This window comes from Streptomyces sp. NPDC058001 (assembly GCF_042886315.1).
GTDB lineage: Bacteria > Actinomycetota > Actinomycetes > Streptomycetales > Streptomycetaceae > Streptomyces.
The window spans coordinates 1-24,487 of sequence record NZ_JBHVQT010000010.1 but is presented as its reverse complement, the minus strand read 5'-3'; the positions used below and the strand labels follow the sequence as shown (position 1 = coordinate 24,487).

Below are 24,487 nucleotides of genomic sequence, written 5' to 3'. Positions count from 1 at the left end.
TTTATTTCCCCCGCCCCCCCCCTATATAAACACAAATTGTGTGGGCGGCCGCGTCTTTTTTTTAAACCCCACCCCCCTGGCTGCACCCCACCCCCCCGGGCCCCCCCGGTTTTCCCGGCCCCGGGGGCCCCCGCTGCTGGGGGGAAGCACCTGCGCGATTTATTACGACGGGGGAATCGCGTCAGGCACTGCGGGGGGTGGCGGAGATGGTTTCGGGGGTATCCCGCTCGACCACTTGTTCATGGTCGCGCTGGTCAAGATTCACAAAGATCATTCCGTACCGGACGGCACAGCGGACGGGCCGCGGCGCCCCCCGGGGCTTCCGCAGACACCGGTATGCCCGCACGTCTTCGTCCTCGTCCCGTACGACGACTACTGGTTCACCGAACAGGGTGACCATGAGCGAGTCGCCTTCATGGGGGATCGCCGTGACGAGGTCGACGAAGTGCCATCCGGAGCGATAGGCGGTGGCCATTTCACGCCGGAACGAACGGTCGTCGGGTGGCGTGGTCATGCGTCCGTGGTGGCCGCGACCGACGGCCCGCCGGTCCAGGAGATGTCTCCCTGGGATCCCTGTGATCCCAGGGGCCCACTGGTCCACGAAATGTCATCCGTCGGGCCACTGGTCCAAGAGATGTCGCCCGCCACCTTGGCCGGTGAGCTGGTCCAGGAGATGTCACCCGGAGCCGCCGCGGTGAACGCAGCCACGGCAAAACCGATAGCAAGCACCGAGCGAAGCATTTTCTTGTACATGGTCGGCTTCGTCCTCACTTGATGGGTCCCTCTCCCCCGCACCACCTAGACGATGTCTCATTCCGGCACGTCGGGGCCACAGGGGCGATGCATCATGTTCTTGCACGTTCAGGACCCTGGGGGGTGGAGATTTGACAACAAACGACGCAAAAACGACACATCCTCACTCCATCACCGAACTATGCGGTGAAGGTGCACGTTTGTACGCCGCGGCGCTCAGTACCGGGAGGATCGCCCGCGCGGACGCCGAAGCGGCACCGTGTCTGGTCGAATTCGCCCTTCTGCACCCGGATCCGGACGACGCGAACTGGCTGCGACCGGTCCCGCCGACCTCCGTACTCGCCCAGCGGCTGCATCCGATCGAACGGGAGATCCAGGACCGGCGCCGGCTGTCGGTGGATCTGACCGAAACGTTCGAGCCGTTCATGGCCATCACCGCGCAGACCCCCGCGACGACCCACGCGATCACCATCCTCGAAGGTTTCCAGAGCATCAACGCCGTCCTGGACGGGGCGACCGCCGAGTGCGCCGACGAGATACTCATGATTCAGCCAGGAGGCGTCAGAGATTACGATGCCCTGTCGCAGTCACTCGCACGCGTACAGGAGATCCTCGACCGGGGCGTGCGGATGCGCACGCTGTACCAGCACACCGTCCGGTACGGCCCCGGGATCTTCGCGTATCTCGAACAGATCGACGCCGGCCGGGTGGAGGTGCGGACCCTCGAAGAGCTGATCGACCGCATGATCATTTTTGATCGGACCGTCGCGGTCATCCCCGCGCGCCAGGACCGCCAGGTCGCCCTGGAGCTGCGCCACCCCGGCCTGGTCGACTATCTCGCCTCGGTCTTCGACCAGTTCTGGCGCAGGGCCACGCCGCTCACCGAGGCCACCCCCTCCGAGTCGGCGCCCGACGGCATCACACGGGTTCAGCGCACCATCGCCCAACTCCTGGTCGAGGGCCATGTCGACGAGGCCATCGCCCGCCGTCTCGGGATGAACGTCCGTACGTGCCGTGCCCATATCGCCAAGCTGGCAGCCGCCCTCGGCAGCGGCAGCCGCGCTCAACTCGGCTATCTGATCGCCCAGTCGGGAATTCTGGAACAGGAGCGGTGACCTCCACGTGACTGCTGAGCCCCACACTCACGGAGTCGAGGAGTTGTGCGAGGCGGGCAACCGCCTCTACGCACGCGCGTTGCACGAAGGCCGGGTACCGGTACGGGACTCCGTACCGGCGCCCTGTCTGGTCGACAACGGCCTGCTGCACGCCGACCTCAAGGACCCGCAGTGGCTGCGGCCGACCCCTCCGGCCGTCGCGCTGCACCATCTGCTGCGCACCATCGAGGACGACATCGCCCGGCAGCGGCGCCGCGAGGAGCGGCTCACGGAGACGTTCCAGCCGCTGCTCGCGCTCAGCAGTCGGCCCGGATTACTCCCGGAGACCCCCGCCATCACGGTGCTGCGGGGTCTCGAACGCATCGACAGCGCCATCGAACAGGCCGCGTTCGAGGTCACCGACGAGATGCTGACCGTGCAGCCCGGCGGGAAACGGCCCGCGCCGGTCCTGGCCACCGCCCTGCCCCGGGAGCAGAAGATGCTGTCCCGCGGCGGCCGGATGCGCACCCTCTACCAGCACACCTCGCGCCATTCCCCCACCGTGCTCGCGCACTTCGAGGAGTTGAGGGGCGATGTCGAGGTCCGCACCCTGAACGAGGTCACCGAGCGGCTGCTCATCTTCGACCGGCGGATCGCCTTCATCCCGGCCAGCTCCGACAACTCGGTGGCCCTGGAGGTGCGGCACCCGGCGCTCGTCAACTTCTTCGTGACGACGTTCGAGCGGCTCTGGCACATGGCGACACCGATGTGGCCGCGCGCCGCGCAGGAGACGTCCACGGACGGCATCACGACCCGCCAGCGGGCCATCGCGGGCCTCCTGGTCGAGGGGCTCACGGACGAGAAGATCGCCGTCCGCCTCGGGATGAACGTCCGCACGGTCCGGGTCCACATCGCCAAGCTCGCGACCATCCTGGGCAGCGGCAGCCGCGCCCAACTCGGCTATCTGATCGGCCAGTCGGGGATGCTGGAGCGCGGTTAGGGCACGGTCGGCGACTGGGGTGGCTGAGGTGGCCGGGGTGGTGTGTCCAAGCCGGTCTGGACGAGCCGTACACCCAGCTGCGTACGGCTGGACGCGCCCAGCACCTCATGGAGTTTGCGAATGTGATGGCGGCAGGTGCGGACATTGATGCCGAGCCGCCGGGCCACCTCGGCGTCCGGGTGGCCCTCCGCGAGCAGCGCGGCGATGGCGCGTTCCCGGTGGGTGATCCCGTCGGGGCCCGCCATCTCGGGCAGCACGACGTCGAACGGCAGGGCGAGCCGCCACAGCCGCTCGAAGGCGGTGGCGAGGAAGGTGACCACGGCCGGATGGCGCACTTCGAGGGCGATCGTCCGGTCCGCGTTGGCGGGGATCACCGCGACGTCCGTGTCGAAGATCAGCAGCCGCTCGGTGACCTCGTCGAGCGTCCGGACCTCCACATCGCCGTTCATCCGCTCCAGATACTCGTGCAACCCGTGACCGTGCCGGGCCGCGTGCGTGTACAGGGTCCGCATCCGTACGCCGCGACCGGTCACCGCGAGGGTCCGGGGCAGGGAGTAGGCCAGCGAGAACTCACGCCGTATCCCGTCGGGGTGCACCGTGAGCATCTCCCGGGTGCAGGCGTCGGACGCCTCGTCGATCGCGGCGCGGATACGGTCCTTGCCCTCCAGGACCCGGAGGTCGCCGGCCGGCGCCGGGCCGCCGGTGGCGTAGGCCGCGTACCGCTCGGCGGCGGCAGCGGCCTGGGCCGTCCCGCGGTGGGCGGCGGCCAGGTCGTCGCGGATCCGGCCGAGCATCCGCGCCATGACCCGCTGGGGGGACTGCGGCAGCAGCCACGCCAGGTCGGCCGGGTCCGGATGCAGCAGCGCCAACTCGACCAGGCAGGGCGCCTCCTGGGCGTCAGCGCGCGGGATACGGCCGCAGGTCAGCGCGGCGATGTACACGCGCTCGGCGGCCTCGCACAGGTCGTCCACACCATGGGGATGGCCGGACGCGCCGTCGACGGTGGACTGCATGGTGTTCCTCCTGGCGCGGCTTCCACCCATTTCACCCTGGGTGGGCCCCCTTGTCCCCGCCCCCTGTCCGGACATTGCAACAAGATGACGGTGGTGGAGGCGTACCACTGCGAAGCAAGATGAACGCGGGGCGAGCCCGGGGGGGGATGTTACATCGCTCCGGAGTGTCCCCGGTCGGCCAATCCCCCTGGCCGGCCGGGGCCTCAGAGCCCACGTGCCGGTTCCTCCTCAACCGGCCGTGGGCATCGCTCTGTTCGGCCCCCGCCCCTCCAGTGCGCCGCCCCGTTCTCAGGGCCGCCGTTACTCGGTGGGCCGCTTCGGACGCCACACCACGAGCGCGCTGGTCTGCTGCACTTCCTGATACGGCACCAGATCACGGCGGTACGAGGCGTGCACCGCCGCCTCACGCTGACGCATCGTCGCCGCGGCGCCGTCCACGGCCGACTGGAGCTCGGCGACCCGGGCCTGGAGCGCGCCCACTTGGTTCTCCAGCTCGATGATGCGCTTGATACCGGCGAGGTTGATGCCCTCGGCCTGCGACAACTGCTGCACCTGGCGCAGCAGTTCGATGTCGCGGGCCGAGTAGCGCCGGCCCCGGCCCGCGGTGCGGTCCGGGGAGACGAGGCCGAGACGGTCGTACTGACGCAGCGTCTGCGGGTGGAGTCCGCTGAGCTGGGCGGCCACCGAGATCACATACACCGGCGTCTCGTCGGTGAGTTCATACGCCCTGCCGACAAAAGAGTTCTGCCTTCGACGGCCGTCCATGCGTCAAGCTCCCTTCGCGGCCTGGAACAGCTCCGCCCGCGGGTCCTCTCCCGCGGTCGCCTCGCGATACGCCTCCAGCGCGTCCCGCGCCGTGCCCGTGACATCCCTGGGCACCGTCACCTCGACCGTGACCAGCAGATCGCCCCGGGTGCCGTCCTTGCGGACCGCGCCTTTGCCACGGGCCCGCATGGTGCGGCCGTTGGGCGTGCCCGGCGGCAGCTTCAGCGTCACCGGGGGACCCCCGAGCGTGGGCACCTTCACCTCGCCGCCGAGCGCCGCCTCCGCGAAGGTGACGGGCACGGTGACCGTGAGGTTGTCGTCCCTGCGGCCGAACACCGGGTGCGCCCCGACGTGCACCACCACATACAGATCGCCGGCCGGGCCGCCGCGCTCGCCCGGTGCGCCTTTGCCGCGCAGCCGGATCCGCTGGCCGTCCGCGACGCCCGCGGGGATACGGACCTGCATGGTGCGGGACGACTTGGCGCGCCCCGAGCCCTTGCAGACCTCGCAGGGGGTCTCGGCGATCAGACCGCGGCCCTTGCAGTCGACGCACGGGTCGGTGAGCGAGAAGCCGCCCCCGCCGCCGCGCGACACCTGTCCCGTACCGACACACGTCGGGCACACGCGCGGGGTGCCGTTCTTGTCGCCGGTGCCCGAACACGCCTTGCAGGGCTGCTGCGACGACATCCGCAGCGGCACCGTGGCCCCGTCGACGGCCTCCGTGAAGCTCAGGGAGACCTCGGACTCGATGTCCTGGCCGCGCCGGGGCTGTGTACGCGTACCCGCGCCGGCGCCGCCACGGTTGAACAGGCCGCCGAAGACGTCACCGAGCCCGCCGCCGAAGCCACCGGCGCCGGCCGTGCCGCCCTGGGGCTGTCCGGCGCCGCCGAAGAGGTCGCCCAGGTCGAAGTTGAACGAGCCGCCGCCCGCGCCGGGGCCACCGGGGCGGTACCCGCCGTTCCCGAAGAGGGTGCGGGCCTCGTCGTACTCCTTGCGCTTCTTGGGGTCGCCCAGGATGTCGTTCGCCTCGGAGATCTCCTTGAAGCGGTCCTCGGCCTTGGTGTTGCCCTTGTTGGCGTCCGGGTGGAACTCGCGGGCGAGTTTGCGGTACGCCTTCTTGATCTCGGCCTCGGTGGCGTCCTTGGGGACGCCGAGAACCTTGTAGTAGTCCTTCTCGATGAAGTCCTTGGTACTCATCCCCGACGTCCCTCCTCTCCGCTACGTGAGACGTCAGCCCTCGTCCGGGCCACCGTTCTCCTTGTCCTTGACCTCGGCGGGCTCCGTGCCCGCTCCGGCGTTCTCCGAGGTGTCGGACTTGACCGTGTGCGCGCCGGGCTGCGGCTCGGCGACGGCCACCCGCGCGGGGCGGATGGTCCGCTCGCCGATTCGATACCCCGGTTGCAGAATCGCGACGCACGTCGTTTCGGTGACGTCCGGCGCATAGCTGTGCATCAGGGCCTCGTGGATCGTCGGGTCGAAGGGCTCGCCCTCCTTGCCGAACTGCTGGAGGCCCATCTTCCCGGCGACCGTCTCCACGGATTCGGCCACCGACTTGAACCCGCCGACCAGCTCGCCGTGTTCCCGCGCGCGGCCGATGTCGTCGAGCACGGGCAGAAGCTCGGTCAGGAGGTTCGCGATGGCGATCTCCTTGACCGCGATCCGGTCCCGCTCCACGCGTCGGCGGTAGTTCTGGTACTCGGCCTGGAGCCGCTGGAGGTCCGCCGTGCGCTCACCGAGCGCCGTACGCACCTGGTCCAGCTGGGCGGTCAGGCCGGCCGTCTGTGCTGCTGCGTCTCCCGTCCGGGGCGCCGGGCCCTCCTGTGCGGAGGACCCGGCGGACTCGGCGGCGTCGTCAGGGGTGGTGGCGCCGGAGGAGACATCAGCGGGCTCGTGCTGCTCGTCGAAGCCCGGGGTCTCTTCCGTCACGCGGCACCGTCCTTCCGGTCACGGTCCTCGTCGACGATCTCCGCGTCGACCACGTCGTCGTCGGCCTTCGCCTGTCCGGCGCCCGCGCCCGCGGCACCCTCGGCACCGGCCTGCGCGGCCTGGGCGTCGGCGTACATCGCCTGGCCCAGCTTCTGCGAGACGGCGGCGACCTTCTCGGTGGCCGTACGGATCTCGGCGGTGTCCTCGCCCTTGAGCTTCTCCTTCAGCTCGGCGATCGCGGTCTCGACCTCGGTCTTGATCTCGCCGGGGACCTTGTCCTCGTTGTCCTTGAGGAACTTCTCCGTCTGGTAGACGAGCTGCTCGCCCTGGTTGCGGGTCTCGGCGGCCTCGCGGCGGGCGTGGTCCTCCTCCGCGTACTTCTCGGCCTCTTCGCGCATCCGGTTGACCTCGTCCCTCGGCAGCGAGGAGCCGCCGGTGACGGTCATCTTCTGCTCCTTGCCCGTGCCGAGGTCCTTCGCGGTCACGTGCATGATGCCGTTGGCGTCGATGTCGAAGGCGACCTCGATCTGCGGGACCCCGCGCGGGGCCGGCGGCAGACCGGTCAGCTCGAACATCCCGAGCTTCTTGTTGTACGCGGCGATCTCGCGCTCGCCCTGGTACACCTGGATCTGGACCGACGGCTGGTTGTCCTCGGCCGTCGTGAAGATCTCGGACCGCTTCGTCGGAATCGTGGTGTTCCGCTCGATCAGCTTGGTCATGATGCCGCCCTTGGTCTCGATACCGAGGGACAGCGGGGTCACGTCGAGGAGCAGGACGTCCTTGACCTCACCCTTGAGGACACCGGCCTGGAGGGCGGCGCCGATGGCGACGACCTCGTCCGGGTTGACGCCCTTGTTGGCGTCCTTGCCGCCGGTCAGCTCGCGCACCAGCTCGGCGACGGCGGGCATGCGGGTGGAGCCGCCGACGAGGACCACGTGGTCGATCTCGGAGAGGCTGATGCCCGCGTCCTTGATGACGTTGTGGAACGGCGTCTTGCAGCGGTCCAGGAGGTCCGCGGTGAGCTGCTGGAACTGGGCGCGCGTGAGCTTCTCGTCCAGGTGCAGCGGGCCCTCGGCGGATGCCGTGATGTAGGGCAGGTTGATCGTGGTCTCGGTGGACGAGGACAGCTCGATCTTGGCCTTCTCGGCCGCCTCGCGCAGGCGCTGGAGCGCCATCTTGTCCTTGCCGAGGTCCACGCCGTGGCCGTTGGCGAACTGCTTGACCAGGTAGTCCACGACGCGCTGGTCCCAGTCGTCACCACCGAGGTGGTTGTCGCCGTTGGTGGCCTTCACCTCGACGACGCCGTCGCCGATCTCCAGGAGCGAGACGTCGAAGGTGCCGCCACCGAGGTCGAAGACGAGGATCGTCTGGTCGTCCTTGTCGAGGCCGTACGCCAGGGCGGCGGCCGTCGGCTCGTTGACGATACGCAGGACGTTCAGGCCCGCGATCTCGCCGGCCTCCTTGGTGGCCTGGCGCTCCGAGTCGTTGAAGTACGCCGGGACGGTGATGACCGCGTCCGCGACCTTCTCGCCCAGGTACGCCTCGGCGTCGCGCTTCAGCTTCTGCAGGATGAACGCGGAGATCTGCTGCGGGTTGAAGCCCTTGTCGTCGATGTCCACCTTCCAGTCGGTGCCCATGTGGCGCTTGACCGACCGGATGGTCCTGTCGACGTTGGTGACCGCCTGACGCTTCGCGACCTCGCCGACGAGCACCTCACCGTTCTTCGCGAAGGCGACGACGGACGGCGTGGTCCTGGCGCCTTCGGCGTTGGTGATGACGGTGGGCTCGCCGCCCTCCAGAACGCTCACGACGGAGTTAGTCGTGCCCAGGTCGATGCCGACCGCACGTGCCATTTCGATTCTCCCAGCTGACTTGAGTGCAACAGGCTCAAGGATGCACCACGTCTCGTTCCGGGTCAACAGAGCTGAGTCCTGGGGACTCAACTTTTATCCCCGGCTTATGGCAATGCCCACGTCACATGGGCGCTGACCTGCGCGTCCGTACCGGTCCGCGCGGGGTCACGCCGCCGCGGGTGGTGCCGGTTCCGTCGGCGCATCCTCCTCCGTACCGCCGCCCGGGTGACGGTGCCGCCAGGTCCAGAAGACCGCACAGGACACCAGCGCCCAGGCCGCGAGCACCAGGAACGGGAACACGTGCTGATGTCCCCGGAAGTACACCGCCGTGTGCTGCGCGTTGACCGAGGCGCCCGGCGGGAGCCAGCGGCCGACCGTACCCAGAAGCGACGGCAGTAGTGGCCAGGAAACGGCTCCGCCCGACGAAGGGTTCCCGATGATCACCATCAGCCCCCAGGTGGGGAGCATCGCCCAGCGTCCGATGAGCGTCGTGAACATCGTGCAGACCATGCCGGACGTGAACATCGTCAGCGCCAGGATCGCCCAGGACTCGGCGAACGGCAGGGTCAGCGCGCCGAGCCCCCAGTCCACGATCGCCGCGATCGAGAAGCCGCCGAGCAGGGAGTACGCGACGGTGAACGCGACCCGCTCCAGGGGGCGGAGTTCCTTCGCGTTGACGCTCAGCTGGATCGCGCCGACGAAGCCGATGATCACGGCCGCGAGGGAGATGTAGAAAATCGCCAGCCCGCGCGGGTCGCCCTTCTGCAACGGGTTGACATCCCTCACGGTGACCGCCACGCCCGTCGCCCGGCCCACCGGGGGCGCCGACTCGGCGAGCAGTTGCGCGACGGTGGCCCCGGAGGCGCCGGACACGTCCAGCCGGACCGCCCGGCCTCCGGGGGCGACGTCCAGGATCGCGAAGACCTCCTGCTCGTCGATGGCATCGCGCGCGGAGGCGACATCCGGGTACGGGTGCACCCTGAGCGAGGCGTCGAGCGCCTTCTCCATACCGTCGACAAAGGCGACACCCCGCGGCTGTCCGGTGGCGCCGACGATGGCCGTGGGGATCGAGCGGGGGGTGGGGTTCGCCATGGAGTACGTGTACGAGCCGGCGAACAGCCCGGCGGCAGCGGCCAGAATCACCACGAGCAGGGTGGCGGGGGCATAGGGGGACCCCCTGAAGGAGGTCCACCAATTTCGGACGTGGCCGCCCATCACAGACATAAAGCCAACCTAGAGGGATGCCCTGCGGGCGGCCAGGCAGAGGGGGGTGCCTAGGTAGACCGGTGCCCAAGCTGCGGGCCGTCCGTGGCTGATCGCGCCCACGCGGCGGAGCCGCACATGTCACAGCCCCGCGACCCCCTCCGGGGGCACCGCAGCCCATCCGTGACCGCTCGCGCAGTTCCCCGCGCCCCCTTCGGGGCGCGATCCCCGTCCTCACAGCGCAGGCCGTCCGTGGCTGGTCGCGCAGTTCCCCGCGCCCCTGACGGGGCACGACCCCCCGTCCACCACGCGGCGGAGCCGCACATGTCACAGCCCCGCGCCCCTTTCGGGGCACGACCCACGTCCGGAACCGGCATGTCCCAGGCCCCCCGATAAGGGTTCGCGAGTTATTTGTGGGAGGTGCGATCCTGGGGTTCGTATGTCTACGCAGCCTGTCATTGAGTTTGGGTCCCTCTTGCCCCGCCTGTCCGAGCTGTCGCTGCGCGATGCGCACCGGCTCGGTCGCAGGCTCGAAGGCGCGCGCCGGATCCGTAAACCCGAGGCCCGTGCCACCGTCGTCGCCGAGATCGAGGCGGAGGTCGCCAAGGCCGAGGTCCGGATGGCGGGTCGCGCGGGCCGGGTGCCGGAGATCACGTATCCCGAGGAACTCCCGGTCAGCCAGAAGCGGGACGACATCCTCGCGGCGATCCGCGATCACCAGGTCGTGATCGTCGCCGGTGAGACGGGCTCCGGCAAGACCACGCAGATCCCCAAGATCTGTCTCGAACTCGGCCGCGGCGTCCGCGGCATGATCGGCCACACGCAGCCCCGCCGTATCGCGGCCCGCACGGTCGCCGAGCGCGTCGCCGAGGAACTGGACACTCCGCTGGGCCAGGCCGTGGGCTGGAAGGTCCGGTTCACCGACCAGGTCGACCAGGACGCCACCTTCCTCAAACTGATGACCGACGGCATCCTGCTCGCCGAGATCCAGACCGACCGCGAGCTGCGCGCGTACGACACGATCATCATCGACGAGGCCCATGAGCGGTCCCTGAACATCGACTTCCTGCTCGGGTATCTCGCCCAACTCCTGCCGAAGCGCCCCGACCTCAAGGTCGTGATCACCTCGGCGACGATCGACCCGGAGCGTTTCTCACGGCACTTCGGCGACGCCCCGATCGTCGAGGTCAGTGGACGTACGTACCCCGTGGAAGTGCGGTACAGACCGCTCCTCGAAGACGACGCCGAGGACTCCGACCGGGACCAGATCACCGCGATCTGTGACGCCGTCGACGAGCTGCAGAGTGAGGGCGCCGGCGACATCCTGGTCTTTCTCTCCGGCGAGCGCGAGATCCGCGACACGGCCGATGCGCTCAACAAGAAGCAGCTTCGGTTCACCGAAGTACTGCCGCTGTACGCGCGCTTGTCCCACGCCGAGCAGCACCGCGTGTTCCAGCGCCACACCGGCCGCCGCATCGTCCTGGCCACGAATGTCGCCGAGACCTCCCTCACCGTCCCGGGCATCAAGTACGTCATCGACCCGGGCACCGCCCGTATCTCCCGCTACAGCCACCGCACCAAGGTCCAGCGGCTGCCGATCGAAGCGGTCAGCCAGGCCAGCGCCAACCAGCGCAAGGGCCGCTGCGGACGTACCTCCGACGGCATCTGCGTCCGGCTGTACTCCGAGGACGACTTCGAGTCCCGCCCGGAGTTCACGGACGCCGAGATCCTCCGTACGAATCTGGCGTCCGTCATCCTCCAGATGACCGCGGCCGGCCTCGGCGACATCGAGAAGTTCCCCTTCATCGACCCGCCGGACCACCGCAACATCCGTGACGGCGTCCAACTCCTCCAGGAACTGGGCGCGCTGGACCCGCAGGAGAAGGACCACCGCAAGCGGCTCACCGGACTTGGCCGAAAACTGTCGCAGCTTCCGGTCGATCCACGCCTCGCGCGCATGGTCGTGGAGGCCGACAAGAACGGCTGTGTCCGCGAGGTCATGGTCATCGCCGCCGCGCTGTCCATCCAGGACCCCCGCGAGCGCCCCGCCGAGAAACAGACCCAGGCCGACCAGCAGCACGCCCGCTTCAAGGACGAGACCAGCGACTTCCTCGCCTATCTCAATCTGTGGCGGTATGTCCGCGAGCAGCAGAAGGAGCGCGGCTCCTCGTCGTTCCGCCGTATGTGCAAGCAGGAGTATCTGAACTTCCTGCGTATCCGCGAGTGGCAGGACATCTACACGCAGCTGCGTTCGGTCGCCAGGACGATGGGCATCCACGTCAACGAGGACGACGCGCCGGAGCAGTCCGTGCACACCTCGCTGCTCGCCGGGCTGCTCTCGCACATCGGCCTCAAGGACACCGACAAGAACGAGTACCTGGGCGCCCGTGGCGCCAAGTTCGCCGTCTTCCCCGGCTCGGCGCTCTTCAAGAAGCAGCCCAAGGTCATCATGTCCGCGGAGCTGGTGGAGACCTCTCGCCTGTGGGCCCGGGTCAACGCGAAGATCGAGCCCGAGTGGATCGAACCGCTCGCCCAGCACCTGATCAAACGCACGTACAGCGAGCCGCACTGGGAGAAGGACCAGGCGGCCGTGATGGCGTACGAGCGCGTCACGCTGTACGGCGTTCCGATCGTCGCCCACCGCAAGGTCAACTACGGCCGCATCGACGCGGAGGCGAGCCGCGAGCTGTTCATCCGGCACGCGCTCGTGGAGGGCGACTGGCGCACCCACCACAAGTTCTTCGCGGACAACCGCAAGCTGCTCACCGAGGTCGAGGAGCTGGAGCACCGGGCCCGCCGCCGCGACATCCTGGTGGACGACGAGACGCTGTTCGACTTCTACGACCAGCGCGTACCCGACCATGTGGTGTCCGGCGCCCACTTCGACTCCTGGTGGAAGCACCAGCGCCACGAGGCACCCGAACTGCTCGACTTCGAGCGCGAGATGCTCATCCGCGAGTCCGCGGAGGCAGTCACCAAGGCCGACTACCCGGACACCTGGCGGCAGGGCCCGCTCACCTTCCGTGTGACGTACCAGTTCGAGCCGGGCGCGGACGCCGACGGCGTCACCGTGCACATCCCGCTCCAGGTCCTCAACCAGGTCACGGACGAGGGCTTCGACTGGCAGATCCCGGGCCTGCGGGACCAGGTCGTCACCGAGCTGATCCGCTCCCTCCCGAAGCCGATCCGGCGCCACTACGTACCGGCGCCGAACTTCGCGACCAGGTTCCTGGCCCGCGCCCTGCCGCTCCAGGAGCCGTTGACGGTGACGCTGGCGCGGGAGCTGAAGGGCATGGTGGGCGTCCCGGTCACCGCCGACGACTTCGACTGGGCGAAGGTCCCGGAGCATCTGCGGATCACGTTCCGGATCGTCGACGAGCGGCGCCGCAAGCTGGCGGGCGACCCCAGGGAGGCCGAGGACAAGGATCTGGAGGCGCTGCGGCTGCGGCTGCGGCCCAAGGCGCGCCAGGCCATCTCCCAGGCCGCCGCCGCCACCGCCGAGCGCGCGGGCGGCGAGGCCATCGAACGTACGGGCCTCACGGACTGGACCATCGGGAGCCTCACCCGGCTGTTCGAGACCCGGCGGGCCGGACAGCCCGTAAAGGCGTATCCGGCGCTGGTGGACGACGGCGACACGGTCTCCGTACGGCTCTTCGACACCGAGGCCGAGCAGCAGGCCGCGATGTGGCGGGGCACCCGCCGGCTGATCCTGCGCAACATCCCGGTGAATCCGGCGAAGTTCGCGTCGGACAAGCTCACCAACGCGCAGAAGCTGGCGCTCTCGGCCAATCCGCACGGCTCGGTGCAGGCCCTCTTCGACGACTGCGCGACGGCGGCGGCGGACCGGTTGATCGCCGACTTCGGCGGCCCGGCCTGGGACGAGGAGTCCTACCGCAAGCTGTACGAGAAGGTGCGCGCCGACATCGTCGACATGACGGTGCGTACGGTCGGGCAGGTCCAGCAGGTGCTGGCCGCCTGGCAGTCGTGCGAGCGGCGCCTGAAGGCCACCAGGAGCCCCGCGCTGCTGGCCAACCTCACGGACGTACGGGACCAGCTCGCGGGCCTGGTGAAGCCGGGCTTCGTGACGGAGGCGGGGGTCGGACGGCTGCCGGACCTGATGCGCTATCTGGTCGCGGCGGACCGGCGGCTCCAGCAGATGCCGACGAACGTCCAGCGGGACACCACGCGGATGGAGAAGGTCCGCGAGATGCGCGACGAGTACGCGTGGCTGCTGGAGCAGATGCCGCCCGGACGGCCGGTGCCGCGCCAGGTCCTGGACATCCGCTGGATGATCGAGGAACTCCGCGTGAGCTACTTCGCGCACGCGCTGGGCACGGCGTATCCGGTGTCGGACAAGCGGATCGTGAAGGCGATAGACGCGGCTGCCCCGTAGGAAGAACCGGTGAGAGGGCGCTCACCGGCGGTGAGTTCGACCGCATGGCCTGCCCTCCTGTACAGTCTGGTCTCGCGGAACAACGCAGCGGGCAACACAGCGGCGAGTACCGCGAAGCAAGGTCCTGTGGAGCAGTTTGGAGTGCTCGCCACCCTGTCAAGGTGGAGGCCGCGGGTTCAAATCCCGTCAGGACCGCAACAAGGCCCACATCCTCTGGATGTGGGCCTTAAACGTGTGTGCCGTTCACCGGCTCCTCCTATAGCGCAACTACCCTTGCTTCGGCAAGGACTTGAGCATGTGACAGGCGTCACCGAACAATTTTGAAAACCGCCTTACTTACACCTCACCTACAACGACTCAATTTAATATGTGCAATTGCACCCCCATCCACTCGCACCCCTCAGACTCCGACAAGCTCGCGCAGAGCACCCGCACAAGCCCCGCCGAGGCCCCACACAAGCCGGCCCGGACACCTCTCACGACCCACCCACGGCCCGTGTCAGGGCATAAAAAAATCGCGCTGGACCCGGCGGAGTCCAGCGCGATGAACGACGCACCCTTGTCGCGATCAAGCCCAAGTGCTGGGGCGTGGGACCTGTTGGGGCAGGACCCGCGTCGTGTGGAGCTGATGATCGGGCGAGCACCGGATGGGGGACCCGGCGGAAATGCCCGAGTTATGCGGGGTCAGGCTTCGCTGCGCTGCTGCGGAATGCCCGCCAGCAGAGCACGGACCTCCGCCTCGCGGTAGCGACGATGCCCGCCGAGCGTGCGGATCGACGTGAGCTTGCCAGCCTTCGCCCAGCGCGTGACCGTCTTGGGGTCGACGCGGAACATCGTGGCGACCTCAGCCGGGGTCAGCAGCGGCTCGGCATCAGGGGTGCGAGCGGTCATGAGCGGCCTCCTCGGGAGAACCGAACCATCTCGGTTCTTTCCTCTAAATTCTGCACCTTGACCCGCGTTGCCCGAAATGGCGGACGCGGGTCGAGTCGGTTATAGGACGAACGGCTTGTCCTCGGCACTACAACTACACCATCTGTCCAGCCGCGTCGGCCAAACCGATGGAATTGCCCTCCCAGGTGTTCATCAGCGACGGATGCCGATGGACCATGCCATAGCGGACAGTCACACCCCAGTGACGATCAGTCACAGAGTGATCAGGAGTCATCAGACCCCCCATAGCGTGCAATGCAGAGCAATCCGTCCTTATCGGGACGGAAGGAGCCCTCCCCGGACTCCTTGTCCTATTTTGGCACGAGGAGGGGTGATGGGCGCAAGGCCCCGGTAAGTGCGGTCCATCACGCTTGGCACACTTGACGCAAAGGCCCGGAACGGGAACTACGTCCCGTATCCGACGGACTGCGCACGGTCAGGGCACACGCCCCGGCCGAGTCAGCTCGCGGACTGCCGGTCCCGCACCGTCCGCCAGCGGTCCGCGAGCCGTGCGTACGCCTCGCCCGCGACGGCCCCGTCCCCGGTGCGCAACGCCTCGATGCCCTCGGCCACGTCCGCCGCCGAGTGATCGCCGTCGAGATGGGTCGCGGGCAGCGCGTGCACCAGTCCGCCGTAGTCCAGTTCGACCAGCGAACGCGGATGGAACTCCTCAAGCCAGCGCCCCACATCTACCAGGCCGTCGATCATGGGGCTCTCGTCGAGGGCGTCCTTGAGCGCTTTCAGGCCACGTGCGACCCGCCGCCGCGCCTGCACCATCGGCGTCCGGTACCGCAGCACCGGCACCCCCACACCGTCCTCTTCGGAACCTACGTCGCCTTCGTCCCGGTCCTCGCCTACCGCACCGCCCGCCCGGTACTCCCGCTCCTCGTCCGAGACCAGCACGAACCAGGTCAGCGGCACCTGCCAGGTCGCCGTCCGGATCCACGGCCGCGCGTCGGGGTTACGGGCCAGCCAGCGCTCGTAGTCGTCGGCCGTCTGGCGGCGCACCACCGGCGGCAGCACCGCGTCCAGGACCCGCGGCGGCAGTCGGCCCGGCAGCTCGCCCAGCGCCTGCCAGCCCCGCAGCCGGGTCCGCCACGGGCACACGCACACCACACCGTCGATGTCCGCGACGAACGCGTCATCGCTCTCGTGCACCGGCACCGGCACCGGCGGCGTGGCCAGCAAGTCCGTCAGCGAACGGCGCAGTTCCTCCTGGTACGAGGGACGGTCGGCGCGCCGCGCGTACTTCGCCCAGTGACTGCGCTCGGGCTCGGGAAAGGCGGCCAGCGGCTCGTACACGCGCAGATAGGACGCGTACGGAACGATCACCGGGGACAGCTTGGGCACCCCTGCTCCCTCCCCCTCGGACCGGCTCGGAAACCCGGCGGGAAACCACTCCAAATCGTGCCACGCCCACACCCCGGGGGCCCCGCCGCCCACGCCGCGCCGGAGTGATCCTGGGCACTAGGGCCTGCCCGGCGGGGTCAGCTCGGAGACGCGGGGTCTGACAAGCTGCCGTTGCATTGCTCCGACCTGACCCGCCGGGCAGACCCTAGGCGGATCACCACCACTGGAGGCTCTACGCTCTTCACCACCGGACCCGACCACCCCCACGGGCGCCGGCTCCAACCGCCGCAACTTACCTGGGAGTCACCACAGTGACCGACGTAACCAACGGCGTCCTGCACACCCTGTTCCACTCGGATCAGGGGGGACATGAGCAAGTCGTGCTCTGCCAGGACCGTGCCAGTGGCCTCAAGGCCGTCATCGCCCTGCACTCCACCGCCCTGGGCCCCGGCCTGGGCGGCACCCGGTTCTATCCGTACGCGAGCGAGGAAGCGGCCGTCGCGGACGCGCTGAACCTCTCGCGCGGGATGTCGTACAAGAACGCCATGGCGGGCCTCGACCACGGCGGCGGCAAGGCCGTGATCATCGGCGACTCGGCGGCCATCCAGGGCGCGCGGCGCACCGAACTGCTCCTCGCCTACGGCCGGTTCGTGGCCTCGCTCGGCGGCCGGTACGTCACCGCCTGCGATGTCGGCACCTATGTCGCCGACATGGACGTGGTGGCCCGCGAGTGCCGCTGGACGACCGGTCGCTCCCCGGAGAACGGCGGCGCCGGCGACTCGTCGGTGCTGACCGCCTACGGCGTCTTCCAGGGCATGCGGGCCAGCGCCCAGCACCTGTGGGGCACCCCGTCCCTGCGCGGCCGTACGGTCGGCGTCGCGGGCGTCGGCAAGGTCGGCCACCACCTCGTGGAGCACCTGCTCGAAGACGGCGCCGAGGTCGTCGTCACGGACGTCCGCGCCGAATCGGTACGCCGGATCACCGAACGGCACCCCAAGGTCACCGCCGTCGCCGACACGGACGCGCTGATCCGTACCGAGGGTCTGGACGTGTACGCGCCGTGCGCGCTGGGCGGGGCGCTCGACGACGACACCGTGCCCGCGCTGACCGCCGCGGTGGTGTGCGGCGCCGCCAACAACCAGCTCGCCCACCCGGGCGTCGAGAAGGACCTCGCCGACCGCGGGATCCTCTACGCGCCCGACTACGTGGTGAACGCGGGCGGGGTCATCCAGGTCGCCGACGAGCTGCGCGGCTTCGACTTCGACCGGTGCAAGGCGCAGGCCGCGAAGATCTTCGACACCACGCTCGGAATCTTCGCTCGTGCGAAGGAGGACGGTGTTCCGCCGGCCGCCGCGGCCGACCGGATCGCCGAGCAGCGGATGGCCGAGGCCCGCAGGCCCTGACCCTCCGGGGCCCGTGAAAGGCCCGTGAAAGACCCGTCAAGGGCGCGTGAACCGCGTTGTCAGGGACCCGCCGAGCGGCCGTGAGAGACAAGACTCACCCCCGTCGGCGGGTCGTCCGCCCAGAAGAGGTTAAAATCGCGGTTGACCAGCGAGGACGGGGCGCCTCGCGGGTTCTGCACACAGGTGGCTGCTGCGGGCGACGTACCGTATGGCCGCAGGAGCAGGTACCGTGGAAGCCCTACGGACCGGTCTCTCCACGGAGAGTCCGTTCTAGATCATGAACGCGTGTCAAGACTCTGGGGCCGTCGAGCCCTGTCACCGAGGGGGTCGAGCCATGGGGCGCGGCCGGGCCAAGGCCAAGCAGACGAAGGTCGCCCGCCAGCTGAAGTACAACAGCGGCGGGACTGACCTGTCGCGTCTGGCCAACGAGCTGGGCGCATCGACTTCGAGTCAGCCTCCGAACGGCGAGCCGTTCGAAGACGACGACGAGGACGACGACCCGTACGCACAGTACGCGGATCTGTACAACGACGAGGACGATGACGAGTCGGGACCAGCCGACGAGTCCGATCCCCCGTCGTCGCAACGCCGCGGCGCGTGACGCTCCGCTGGTTGACCCGTTGAGAGGGTGACCCGTTGAGGGCGGTGCGAAAACTCCAGGTCGTGGGGGGCTTGGCGCGCAGTTCCCCGCGCCCCTTCGGGGGCGCGTCCCCCGCGCCCTTCAGAGGGCGTAGTCACCGGTCAGGGTTGCACCCGTCGGGTGCGTGTCTCGGGCGGTGATCGTTCCGGCCACCCACGCGTCCACGCCTCGGTCGGCGAGGGTGGTGAGGGCTGTGTCGACCGAGTTCTCGGGGACGATCGCCATCATGCCGACGCCCATGTTCAGCGTCTTCTCCAGCTCCAGGCGCTCGACCTGTCCGGCCCTGCCGACCAGGTCGAAGACGGGCGCCGGGGTCCAGGTCGCGCGGTCGACGGTGGCGTGCAGTCCGTCGGGGATCACCCGTGCCAGATTCGCCGCGAGTCCGCCGCCGGTGATGTGGCTGAAGGCGTGCACCTCGGTCGTCCGGGTCAGCGCCAGACAGTCCAGGGAGTAGATCTTGGTGGGCTCCAGGAGTTCCTCGCCGAGGGTCCGGCCGAACTCCTCGACCCGCTGGTCCAGACGCATCCCGGCACGGTCGAAGACGACGTGCCGGACGAGCGAGTACCCGTTGGAGTGAAGGCCGGAGGACGCCATCGCGATCACCGTGTCACCCGTACGGATACGATCCGGGCCGAGCAGTTCCGCGGCCTCCACCACGCCCGTACCGGCTCCCGCGACGTCGAAGTCGTCCGGGCCGAGGAGGCCCGGGTGCTCGGCGGTCTCGCCGCCGACGAGGGCGCAGCCGGCCAGGACACAGCCCTCGGCGATGCCCTTGACGATGGCGGCGACCCGCTCGGGGTGGACCTTGCCGACGCAGATGTAGTCGGTCATGAAGAGCGGTTCGGCGCCGCACACCACGATGTCGTCCATCACCATCGCGACCAGGTCGTGGCCGATGGTGTCGTACACACCGAGCTGCCGGGCGAGGTCGACCTTGGTGCCGACGCCGTCCGTGGCGGAGGCGAGCAGCGGCCGGTCGAACCGCTTCAGGGCGGAGGCGTCGAAGAGTCCGGCGAATCCGCCGAGGCCGCCCAGGACCTCGGGGCGCTTCGTCTTCTTCACCCACTCCTTCATCAGCTCGACGGCGCGGTCGCCCGCCTCGATGTCGACGCCCGCGCTCGCGTAGCTGGCACCGGTGGTCTCAGACATGGCTGGGGGAGCTTTCGTGTCGTCCTGCGGGGGCAAGGCGGGAGGTGGTGGTCGTACGGGGCATACGGGTCGTCCGATCCGGGTGCCGTGCGCCTAGGGGCGGCGCAGCGCGTCGACCGCCGCGGTGGCCGCGGGACCGGCCGCCAGCTCGGTCTCCAGGAGCTGCTTGCCGAGTAGCTGGGGGTCGGGCAGGTCCATCGGGTACTCGCCGTCGAAGCAGGCACGGCAGAGGTTCGGCTTGTCGATGGTGGTGGCCTCGATCATCGCGTCGAGCGAGATGTAGTGGAGGGAGTCGGCGCCGAGCGACTTGCCGATCTCTTCGACGGTCATGCCGTTGGCGATGAGTTCGGCGCGGGTCGCGAAGTCGATGCCGAAGAAACAGGGCCACTTCACGGGGGGCGAGGAGATCCGGATGTGCACCTCGGCGGCGCCGGCCTCGCGGAGCATACGGACCAGGGCGCGCTGGGTGTTGCCGCGGACGATGGAGTCGTCCACGACGATCAGGCGCTTGCCCTTGATGACTTCCTTGAGCGGATTCAGCTTGAGGCGGATACCGAGCTGGCGGATCGTCTGCGAGGGCTGGATGAAGGTCCGGCCGACATACGCGTTCTTCACCAGGCCGGAGCCGAAGGGGATGCCGGACGCCTCCGCGTACCCGATGGCGGCGGGGGTGCCGGACTCCGGTGTCGCTATCACCAGATCGGCGTCGACGGGGGCTTCCTTGGCGAGGCGGCGGCCCATCTCCACCCGGGACAGATAGACGTTCCGTCCGGCGATGTCGGTGTCGGGGCGGGCCAGATAGACGTACTCGAAGATGCAGCCCTTGGGCTTCGCTTCCGCGAATCGGGAGGTGCGGATGCCGTTCTCGTCGACGGCGACGAACTCGCCCGGCTCTATCTCCCGGACATAGGTCGCGCCGCAGATGTCGAGCCCGGCGGACTCCGACGCGACGACCCAGCCGCGCTCCAGTCGGCCGAGTACCAGCGGGCGGATGCCCTGCGGGTCACGGGCGGCGTAGAGGGTGTGCTCGTCCATGAAGACCAGCGAGAAGGCGCCCTTCACCTCGGGGAGGACCTTGGCCGCGGCCTCCTCGACGGTCAGGGGCTTGCCGTTCGCGTCGCCGGTGTCGGTCTGTCCGGCGAGGAGGGCGGTGATCAGGTCGGTGTCGTTCGTCGCGGCGATCCGGCCGGAGCGGCTGACGGTCTCCGGCGCGGGCAGGGCGGCGACCATCTCGGCGAGCTGGGCCGTGTTGACCAGGTTGCCGTTGTGCCCGAGCGCGAGGGAGCCGTGCGGGGTGGCACGGAAGGTCGGCTGCGCGTTCTCCCAGACCGAGGCTCCGGTGGTGGAGTAGCGGGCGTGGCCCACGGCGATGTGGCCCTGAAGGGCGCCGAGGGAGGTCTCGTCGAAGACCTGGGAAACGAGGCCCATGTCCTTGAAGACGAGGATCTGGGAGCCGTTGCTGACCGCGATTCCCGCGGATTCCTGGCCCCGATGCTGGAGGGCGTAGAGCCCGAAGTACGTGAGCTTTGCGACCTCTTCGCCCGGAGCCCAGACACCGAAGACGCCACAAGCGTCCTGGGGGCCTTTCTCGCCGGGGAGCAGATCGTGATTGAGTCGACCGTCACCACGTGGCACGGCACCGAGTGTAGGCGAGATCGACCACTGGTCCGAATTGGGGACGCTTTCCGTAACCGGGATCACTTTCGCGGAAGTGCCGCCGTCACTTCGCCGGGGCGTCGGCCTTCCCTGCCGTGGCGGCGATTCCGGTGCCGTCGGGTGCGGTGAGGGTGAGGCCCCGGTGGCTCAGTTCGTAGGTGAGCTGCTTGCCGTCGAAGAGGCGCAGGAGGGTGCGCTCGACCTTCATCACCGGTTCGGGGCAGAGCATGCGGGTGGTGACGGCCCTGGACAGGGTGAGGTGACCGTCGGTGATCTTCGCCGTCGCGGAGACGCGGTTGCAGCCGAGGGTGCCGGTGACCTTGCCGTCCTTGCCGAAGGTCAGCTTGGCCTTGCCGTCGACGTCCTTCGGGAGTGACGTGGCGGTCTTCTCCTCGACCAGCGAGGTCACGGTCCATTCGGTGCCGGTGAGCGGGACCGGCTTCTCCTCGGTGAGGGCGATGCGGTCGCCGCCCGGGGTGGTGAGGGTGAGCGTGCCGGCGTCGACCTTGGCGGTGAGTTCGCCCGCGCCCAGGGCCTTCGCCAGCAGATCCTCGTAGGCCATCGTCTGTTTCGGGCAGCCGATCAGGGTGGTTTCCATGTCGCCGAAGCTGATGGTGCCGTCCTTGATCTCGGCGGTGGTGCCGAAGTGGTTGCAGCCGAGGGTGCCGGAGGTCTTTCCGTCGCGCTCGATGCTGACGTGGCTGCCTTCCGGCGCCGTGTACTTCTTGCCGCCGACCGTGAGATCGCGGACATTCCAGTGGATACCGGTGACGGGCAGCGAGGTGTCGACGGCGCCGGAGCCCGCGCCGGAGCCGTCGCCGGTCGCGGTGCCGCAGGCGGTGAGGAGGCCCACGGCGGCGAGGGTGCTGACGGTGCTGAGGGTCAGACGCTGCGTGTACATGCCGGTGTGACGGGACGGGCGGGGGGATCGGTTCCCTGCCGTCCGGGGCGGTCAGGTCAGGATCGGGAGCAATGCGGACAGGTCGGCCCGCTCGCCGCTGGCGCTGACCTTGGCCGCGTCGCGTTCCGTCGCCCAGTCCGTCCGCCCGGTCGCGAGCCGGATCCAGGTGAGCGGGTCGGTCTCCACGACGTTCGGCGGGGTGCCGCGGGTGTGCCGGGGGCCTTCGACGCACTGCACCACGGCGTACGGCGGGATCCTGACCTCCGTCGAGCCGCCGGGCGCCTTCACGGCGAGCGCGTCGGCGAGCAGCCGGGTCGCGGCGGCGAGCGCCTGCCGGTCGAAGGGGATCGCGAGCCCGGTGGCGCGGTTGAGGTCGTCGGTGTGGACGACGAGTTCGACGGTACGGGTGACCAGGTAGTCGTCCAGGGTCATGGTTCCCATACGGGTCCTGACGAGCCGGGTACCGGGCCCCTCGTCGAGCCGGGCGGCGACCCGGTCGGCGATGTCCCCGAGCAGCGCGTCGAGGTCAGGGTGTTTGATGGCGAGCGCGCGGGTGTCGTCATCGATCCCATCGGCGTACCGCCCGGTCGCGAACGGCCAGTCCAACAGCCCGACTTCGGCCCGCGCCTGTTGCCCGGCCGCGTCCAGCCCCCGCTCGACGGCGCCGAGCGCCATACCGATGTGCGCGACAAGCTCCCGCACACTCCACTCCCCCACCCCGGACCGCAACGCCCCGTCCCCCAGCCCCCGCACCCCGTCCCGCACCACCCCGAACTGCCCGAACACGGCCCCGCGAATCTTGCCGGAATCATAGGACCGAGCACGCTTCTTGACGGGAGACATGGGGTCGAGGGTAGTCAGGGAGCGGGGGACAAGGGGGTCGGGGCCGGAACGGTGAATGTCTCCCCGTTCGACGGGACCCCGATGTCGCGCCAGGTGAAAGGGATTCCTCGGGCTGTGTCCAGGTCTGGGGAGTTCATGAGTTGGAAGTGGACGTGGGGTTCTGTCGAGTTGCCTGAGTTGCCGCAGGCCGCTAGGGGGGTGCCTGCCTCGACCGTGTCGCCGGCGCGGATCTTTAGGGAGCCCTGTTGGACGTGGGCGTACATCGCGTACGTGCCGTCGCCCAGGTCCAGGACGATGTGGTTGCCGACGATCCGTGCGGCGCCGAGCGTCTCGCGCAGGGTGCTCTCGATCAGCAGCAGGTACGCCAGCATCGGCAGCGAGTTCCGGCTCAGGTGGTCGCGCTGGTTGTCCGACGCGTGGACCACCGTGCCGTCCGCCACCGCGAGCAGCGGAGCGCCGTACGCGGGGAAGGCGTCGCTGCGGCAGACCGGCGGCCACACCCAGGCGAACCCGGGGCGGGCGGGGCCGTCACCCGGTTCCGGCTCGGCCACGATGTCGATCGCATACGTCTGCCCGTACCCGTGTGTGCCATGGCTCGGGACCTTGTCGGCCGGGCTGTTGACCGCGCTCCAGCGGCCGGTGACCGGGGGTAGGACTTCCACCGGCGGTCGGTTCGCGACCGGGCGCAGGTTCCTCATGCCGCTCCTCAGCAGCATGAGGACCACGACCAGGGCCGCGCCCAGGCCGAGCCAGATTCTCGGGTACGGCGACTCGCCGAGGCGGTCGATCACGAAGCTGCCCAGGATCAGTCCGACCAGGGCGATCAGCAGGACGCGGTAGGCGACCATCAGCAGTTTTCGGGTTCGTACGGACATCGCACCCTCTCCAGGGGTCAGGGGCGGGCGGCCGTCAGGGCCACCAGCAGGGGCACCACACGGGTGCCCGGCACCTCGTACCGCCCCCGGCTCGTGGTGTGCAGCCAGCCCGCGCCGGTCAGTTGGCGCAGGTGGTGGTAGATCTGCCCGGTGGTGCCGAGCCCTTCGAGTTCGGTCAGCTCGGCAGCGGTCCGCCGGCCGCCGAGGATCTCGCGCAGCAGCCGCAGCCGTACGGGGTGCCCGAGGGCGGCCAGGGATTCGGCGGCGTCGGACCAGTCACCGTCCGGCCCATCGGCGAAGAGCGGTGCGGCGAGTGCCCCGTGCTGCCACTCGTACCACTCGCCAGTCGGCAGTCGCACGGCTCCCGTGAACAGCACTCCTCCGTCGCCCGCGCCCGCGTCGGCGAGCTGCGCTTTGAACCCGTTCAGCGCCCAGAAGTCGCCCTCGGCCAGGCGAGGTCTGTCCGGACTCTCCCGTTCCGCCGCCTCCAGAGCCGCGAGCCGGGCCTCCAGCGCGGCGACCCGCGCCTCCAGTTCCATGACGCCAAGATACGTAATTACGTAGTTCCAGGCAAACAGGTCCTCCTCGGAACCCCTTCGGAACCCCTTCTGCCGGCACACGACGGAGCCCCTGTCCCGCCGAGAGGGCGGATTCCAGGGGTCGTCGCAACACGTGATCACTGACGTGTGGTGGCGAGCAGTTTATGCAGGCGCTCGGCTGGGGTTTCCCAGCCGAGCGTT

20 protein-coding genes and 1 tRNA gene are annotated in these 24,487 nt (G+C 69.2%); 6 read left to right on the top strand and 15 right to left on the bottom strand.

Going from position 1 to position 24,487, the window contains the following annotated elements; genetic code table 11:
- Positions 1-181: 181 nt before the first annotated feature.
- The gene (locus ACFVT5_RS24865; protein ID WP_389892029.1) at positions 182-514 is read right to left on the bottom strand and encodes a hypothetical protein; all 333 of its coding nucleotides are present in this window, start codon (positions 512-514) and stop codon (positions 182-184) included.
- 370 nt (positions 515-884) lie between these two features.
- Here ACFVT5_RS24865 and ACFVT5_RS24860 point away from each other — a divergent pair, with 370 nt between their 5' ends.
- A complete protein-coding gene (locus ACFVT5_RS24860) occupies positions 885-1,868 on the top strand; it encodes a helix-turn-helix transcriptional regulator (protein WP_389892026.1) in 984 nt (327 codons plus the stop codon).
- Between the two features lie 7 nt (positions 1,869-1,875).
- On the top strand, positions 1,876-2,847 hold the full coding sequence (locus ACFVT5_RS24855) for a LuxR C-terminal-related transcriptional regulator (RefSeq protein ID WP_389892023.1): 972 nt from the start codon (positions 1,876-1,878) through the stop codon (positions 2,845-2,847).
- Here the strand turns inward: ACFVT5_RS24855 and ACFVT5_RS24850 are convergent.
- From ACFVT5_RS24850 to ACFVT5_RS24825, 6 genes are all read right to left on the bottom strand, one after another.
- A complete protein-coding gene (locus tag ACFVT5_RS24850; protein WP_389892020.1) occupies positions 2,844-3,860 on the bottom strand; it encodes a LuxR C-terminal-related transcriptional regulator in 1,017 nt (338 codons plus the stop codon). The two genes, ACFVT5_RS24855 and ACFVT5_RS24850, sit on opposite strands and share 4 nt — an antisense overlap.
- A gap of 300 nt (positions 3,861-4,160) precedes the next feature.
- On the bottom strand, positions 4,161-4,625 hold the full coding sequence (locus tag ACFVT5_RS24845; RefSeq protein WP_389892017.1) for a heat shock protein transcriptional repressor HspR: 465 nt from the start codon (positions 4,623-4,625) through the stop codon (positions 4,161-4,163).
- Positions 4,626-4,628: 3 nt separating this feature from the next.
- A complete protein-coding gene (gene dnaJ, locus ACFVT5_RS24840; RefSeq protein WP_389892014.1) occupies positions 4,629-5,822 on the bottom strand; it encodes a molecular chaperone DnaJ in 1,194 nt (397 codons plus the stop codon).
- Positions 5,823-5,855: 33 nt separating this feature from the next.
- The gene (grpE, locus tag ACFVT5_RS24835; protein ID WP_389892011.1) at positions 5,856-6,551 is read right to left on the bottom strand and encodes a nucleotide exchange factor GrpE; all 696 of its coding nucleotides are present in this window, start codon (positions 6,549-6,551) and stop codon (positions 5,856-5,858) included.
- Complete coding sequence (gene dnaK, locus ACFVT5_RS24830; protein WP_389892008.1) at positions 6,548-8,404, bottom strand: molecular chaperone DnaK; 1,857 nt, start codon at positions 8,402-8,404, stop codon at positions 6,548-6,550. The genes grpE and dnaK overlap by 4 nt, the downstream gene beginning before the upstream one ends.
- 165 nt (positions 8,405-8,569) lie before the next feature.
- Positions 8,570-9,628, bottom strand: coding sequence for an ABC transporter permease (locus ACFVT5_RS24825; RefSeq protein WP_389892006.1), 1,059 nt, complete (start codon positions 9,626-9,628; stop codon positions 8,570-8,572).
- A gap of 418 nt (positions 9,629-10,046) precedes the next feature.
- Here ACFVT5_RS24825 and hrpA point away from each other — a divergent pair, with 418 nt between their 5' ends.
- Positions 10,047-14,000 (top strand): ATP-dependent RNA helicase HrpA, encoded by a 3,954-nt coding sequence (gene hrpA, locus ACFVT5_RS24820; RefSeq protein WP_389892003.1) that lies wholly within the window; start codon positions 10,047-10,049, stop codon positions 13,998-14,000.
- Positions 14,001-14,120: 120 nt separating this feature from the next.
- Positions 14,121-14,195: transfer RNA gene (locus tag ACFVT5_RS24815), tRNA-Asp, on the top strand.
- Between the two features lie 489 nt (positions 14,196-14,684).
- Here the strand turns inward: ACFVT5_RS24815 and bldC are convergent.
- Positions 14,685-14,891, bottom strand: a complete 207-nt coding sequence (bldC, locus tag ACFVT5_RS24810; RefSeq protein ID WP_003949541.1) for a developmental transcriptional regulator BldC — start codon at positions 14,889-14,891, stop codon at positions 14,685-14,687.
- Positions 14,892-15,389: 498 nt separating this feature from the next.
- The gene (locus ACFVT5_RS24805; protein ID WP_389892001.1) at positions 15,390-16,280 is read right to left on the bottom strand and encodes a hypothetical protein; all 891 of its coding nucleotides are present in this window, start codon (positions 16,278-16,280) and stop codon (positions 15,390-15,392) included.
- A 311-nt stretch (positions 16,281-16,591) separates the two neighbouring features.
- Between ACFVT5_RS24805 and ACFVT5_RS24800 the strand changes: the two genes are divergently transcribed.
- Both ACFVT5_RS24800 and ACFVT5_RS24795 read left to right on the top strand, forming a co-directional pair.
- Positions 16,592-17,683, top strand: coding sequence for a Leu/Phe/Val dehydrogenase (locus tag ACFVT5_RS24800; protein WP_389891998.1), 1,092 nt, complete (start codon positions 16,592-16,594; stop codon positions 17,681-17,683).
- Between the two features lie 334 nt (positions 17,684-18,017).
- A complete protein-coding gene (locus ACFVT5_RS24795) occupies positions 18,018-18,284 on the top strand; it encodes a DUF3073 domain-containing protein (RefSeq protein ID WP_389891995.1) in 267 nt (88 codons plus the stop codon).
- A 120-nt stretch (positions 18,285-18,404) separates the two neighbouring features.
- On the opposite strand, the gene purM is transcribed toward ACFVT5_RS24795, so the two are convergent.
- The 6 genes from purM to ACFVT5_RS24765 form a co-directional block, all read right to left on the bottom strand.
- Positions 18,405-19,472 carry a phosphoribosylformylglycinamidine cyclo-ligase gene (purM, locus tag ACFVT5_RS24790; protein ID WP_389891992.1) on the bottom strand — a complete coding sequence of 356 codons (1,068 nt, stop codon included), beginning with the start codon at positions 19,470-19,472 and terminating at the stop codon, positions 18,405-18,407.
- 93 nt (positions 19,473-19,565) lie between these two features.
- Positions 19,566-21,107 (bottom strand): amidophosphoribosyltransferase, encoded by a 1,542-nt coding sequence (gene purF / locus ACFVT5_RS24785; RefSeq protein ID WP_389891989.1) that lies wholly within the window; start codon positions 21,105-21,107, stop codon positions 19,566-19,568.
- Positions 21,108-21,192: 85 nt separating this feature from the next.
- Positions 21,193-22,029, bottom strand: a complete 837-nt coding sequence (locus tag ACFVT5_RS24780; RefSeq protein ID WP_389891986.1) for an META domain-containing protein — start codon at positions 22,027-22,029, stop codon at positions 21,193-21,195.
- A gap of 51 nt (positions 22,030-22,080) precedes the next feature.
- On the bottom strand, positions 22,081-22,872 hold the full coding sequence (locus ACFVT5_RS24775; protein WP_389891983.1) for a sterol carrier family protein: 792 nt from the start codon (positions 22,870-22,872) through the stop codon (positions 22,081-22,083).
- A gap of 14 nt (positions 22,873-22,886) precedes the next feature.
- Complete coding sequence (locus tag ACFVT5_RS24770; protein WP_389891980.1) at positions 22,887-23,747, bottom strand: peptidoglycan DD-metalloendopeptidase family protein; 861 nt, start codon at positions 23,745-23,747, stop codon at positions 22,887-22,889.
- A 17-nt stretch (positions 23,748-23,764) separates the two neighbouring features.
- Positions 23,765-24,286 carry an ArsR/SmtB family transcription factor gene (locus tag ACFVT5_RS24765; protein WP_389891977.1) on the bottom strand — a complete coding sequence of 174 codons (522 nt, stop codon included), beginning with the start codon at positions 24,284-24,286 and terminating at the stop codon, positions 23,765-23,767.
- Between the last annotated feature and the right edge of the window lie 201 nt (positions 24,287-24,487).

Excerpts from the sequence above, each read along its gene's own strand:
- ACFVT5_RS24865 (WP_389892029.1), bottom strand. The coding sequence starts at position 514 with ATGACCACGCCACCCGACGACCGTTCGTTCCGGCGTGAAATGGCCACC.
- ACFVT5_RS24850 (WP_389892020.1), bottom strand. The coding sequence starts at position 3,860 with ATGCAGTCCACCGTCGACGGCGCGTCCGGCCATCCCCATGGTGTGGAC.
- ACFVT5_RS24845 (WP_389892017.1), bottom strand. The coding sequence starts at position 4,625 with ATGGACGGCCGTCGAAGGCAGAACTCTTTTGTCGGCAGGGCGTATGAA.
- dnaJ (WP_389892014.1), bottom strand. The coding sequence starts at position 5,822 with ATGAGTACCAAGGACTTCATCGAGAAGGACTACTACAAGGTTCTCGGC.
- dnaK (WP_389892008.1), bottom strand. The coding sequence starts at position 8,404 with ATGGCACGTGCGGTCGGCATCGACCTGGGCACGACTAACTCCGTCGTG.
- ACFVT5_RS24825 (WP_389892006.1), bottom strand. The coding sequence starts at position 9,628 with ATGTCTGTGATGGGCGGCCACGTCCGAAATTGGTGGACCTCCTTCAGG.
- hrpA (WP_389892003.1), top strand. The coding sequence starts at position 10,047 with ATGTCTACGCAGCCTGTCATTGAGTTTGGGTCCCTCTTGCCCCGCCTG.
- bldC (WP_003949541.1), bottom strand. The coding sequence starts at position 14,891 with ATGACCGCTCGCACCCCTGATGCCGAGCCGCTGCTGACCCCGGCTGAG.
- ACFVT5_RS24795 (WP_389891995.1), top strand. The coding sequence starts at position 18,018 with ATGGGGCGCGGCCGGGCCAAGGCCAAGCAGACGAAGGTCGCCCGCCAG.
- purM (WP_389891992.1), bottom strand. The coding sequence starts at position 19,472 with ATGTCTGAGACCACCGGTGCCAGCTACGCGAGCGCGGGCGTCGACATC.
- ACFVT5_RS24780 (WP_389891986.1), bottom strand. The coding sequence starts at position 22,029 with ATGTACACGCAGCGTCTGACCCTCAGCACCGTCAGCACCCTCGCCGCC.
- ACFVT5_RS24775 (WP_389891983.1), bottom strand. The coding sequence starts at position 22,872 with ATGTCTCCCGTCAAGAAGCGTGCTCGGTCCTATGATTCCGGCAAGATT.
- ACFVT5_RS24770 (WP_389891980.1), bottom strand. The coding sequence starts at position 23,747 with ATGTCCGTACGAACCCGAAAACTGCTGATGGTCGCCTACCGCGTCCTG.
- ACFVT5_RS24765 (WP_389891977.1), bottom strand. The coding sequence starts at position 24,286 with ATGGAACTGGAGGCGCGGGTCGCCGCGCTGGAGGCCCGGCTCGCGGCT.